The 2,539-nt window shown below is 42.6% G+C and carries 2 protein-coding genes and 1 pseudogene; all 3 read left to right on the top strand.

From position 1 onward, the window contains the following. Positions 1 to 1,193 (top strand): annotated as a pseudogene (locus RYL88_RS12675) (hypothetical protein); the annotation flags it as partial. Positions 1,194 to 1,355: 162 nt separating this feature from the next. Then, a complete protein-coding gene (locus RYL88_RS12680) occupies positions 1,356 to 1,601 on the top strand; it encodes a hypothetical protein (protein WP_122871264.1) in 246 nt (81 codons plus the stop codon). Positions 1,602 to 1,812: 211 nt separating this feature from the next. Next, positions 1,813 to 2,539: hypothetical protein (locus RYL88_RS12685; RefSeq protein WP_314991794.1), on the top strand; the 727-nt coding region annotated here is incomplete at its 3' end.

The raw sequence follows: 2,539 nt of genomic DNA on the forward strand, positions 1-2,539 counted from the left end.
TTAGGAAAACGGACGGGCAGATAGTGCATGCAACCATCAATAACGAAAAAAGGTTGGATAGACTTCAAAAAAGAAATAAAGAAAATTTAGGAAACGGCGAATTGCCAAAAGTAGAATATAGCGACGGGGCGAGACGGCTCCCTCGCCACTCCGATCAAAGCCGGACGATGCCTACCGCAAAAGCGGAGTCCGCCGCAGATGATGCCGGTGTTATCCAAACTTTCACCCGGCTAGGTAGCAAACTTGAAAATCAAGGCTTGGGCTACCAAGATGAAACCATTATACCACAAAATTCGGCTAAAGACGAAGAAGCTATAAAAACATACGTAAACCCTCACGTAGGAGCAGGCCTAGCGGGCGGAACTCTAAACGCTAAAGACGAGAACGGAAACTTCGACGCGGAGAAATTTGCTAAAGGTTTTATATACAGGCTTTTTGGCTCAAAGGTAACGGCGGCTACTCTAAAAAAGACTAATCCTAAACTATACGATCAGATAGTAAAAATAGCAGAAGGGAACGCGGGTAAAGAAAAAATATCAAGTTTCGTAAATAAACTAAAGCAAGACGAGCTAGGCAAACTACTACAAAAGACTATAACGAATAAAGACCTAAGCACAAAAACAAAAATAGAGATAATAGAGGCGGCAAAAGGTAGATACGCTCAGGCAGTAAAAAACGAACAAACCAAAAAGGCGATAGAAGCTAGCGCGCAAAAGGGGCGAGATATGACGCCTATCGGTAGAGAGAATTTAAATGCGGAGATAGTAGAGTACGTGTGGAACTCAAAGAAGACTATCGCCGTAGATAAGCTAGACGTAAAAAGAGCCAAAGAGCTGAATTTTAAACATCCGCAAGACGTAAGGCGCACTATCGGAGCCGATGCCGTAACTCACGTCATCAATAGACACGGTAAAGATAGCGATCTGGTAAAAAAGAGCGGACAAAAGCCCGTAACCCTTGAAGATATTGCAAAATGGGAGGAGTATGCCGATAATGCGTCGATAAGCGCGGTTTCAAAGGATAAATCCGGGCAAGAAGTAGTAGTTAGCGGTAGGCAAATAAACGGCTACTACGTAATAGTCGAGGAAATTAAGAAAAAAAGAAATGAGCTTGCGTTTAAGTCAATGTATTTTGAAAATGGGAGACTGGAGAATAATGAATTCTTTAGGAATCTTGCGCTAGGGACGGACTAAGTCCGCTCTTACTCGCTCGGGTTACGAGCCCAAGATAAAATTAGACCCTATTAACGCAAGATTTAGACTATTATACCATAAATTTAAAGGTTTAGAATAGCGAGATGCGGGCAAGTAAGGTAAAAAAAGATAAAATAAAAAATCAAAAAGGAGAACAACGCAATGAAACAAAACGTAAAAAATATAAAAGGCATAGAATTTGTTTGTATGCATTGTCAGACGTCCATATCGTTTGTGTTTGAAACGCACAAGGTTTTTCTCAACGAGTGCCCTAACTGCGGCGCGGAGTGGTTGCCTCAAACGCTAAACATAGAGGCTATGAGAAGCATTAAACATACTCTAAAAACGTTAAGAGAAGCAAACGGAGCCGATATTAGCTTGATATGCGACGATGTCGAGATAAAATAGCGCAAGGCAACTAATCTAACAATCAAATCCCCTGCTTTAAGGGGTACCCCATATTTCCCAAAAAATGCGGTAATTTTTGGGTAATTTTTCCTATTTTTCCCAAATTATGCAAATTTTGACACTATTTTTCTCTATTTTTTCCCAAAACTAGGTAGATTTGACACTGCCACCTACGCGATAATCGCTCTAAACCATACGAAAAGGAGCAATTATGGCAATCACTACTACGGGTTATCAAACCCCTGCAACCTCAAGAGAAGGGCTAAAGCCTTCGGTCTATGACAAAATCATTTTAATAGGACCGGACGTGGATCCAAGGCTTGCGGGACAAGGTATATTTTACGCGCTTGAAAAAGATATCGCGGCTCAGGCCTACGCTCCCGAAATTTACGCCGCAAGGCTAAAACAAAGAGGCTTTTCGGACGAGAGCGCGCAAGCTTTTACGCAAGCCTACGCAAAAAAAGATATAAACATCGCCAAAGACTACGCAAACGGCAAAGCGGCCGAAGTATACGAAAATAACGTCCGCGCGCAAGTCGCCGCCGAAATCAAGGCTAAAAACGAGGTAGAGGGTGAGCGAGCGCCGATAGAGGACGCAAATAGTTTTGCGTCCGAGCGGGAGCGAATGAGCGGAGCATATCGCGCAAGCGATGCGAGCGATGGGTATATAATGAAGGACGGCGGGGCGGCAAAGCAATACGCCGAACATAAATTTGAGCCTGAAAAATGGATAAACGATTTAAGCGGCGTACTTAGCGACGAATGGACAGCAAATTTAAAGAGCCTAGCGTTAAAGCATCCAGAAATGTTTAAAAGCGAAGCGGACGTATTTCGCGTAATCAAAGAGATAAAAGACAATCCGACGCATTTTTTTAAGAATAACAACGATAGGAATGCGTTGTTGGTAAAAAACTTAAAAGAGGGTAAAAGCGGAGAAA

Origin of the sequence: uncultured Campylobacter sp., from assembly GCF_963517995.1 — a bacterium.
In the GTDB taxonomy this organism is placed as follows: domain Bacteria; phylum Campylobacterota; class Campylobacteria; order Campylobacterales; family Campylobacteraceae; genus Campylobacter_A.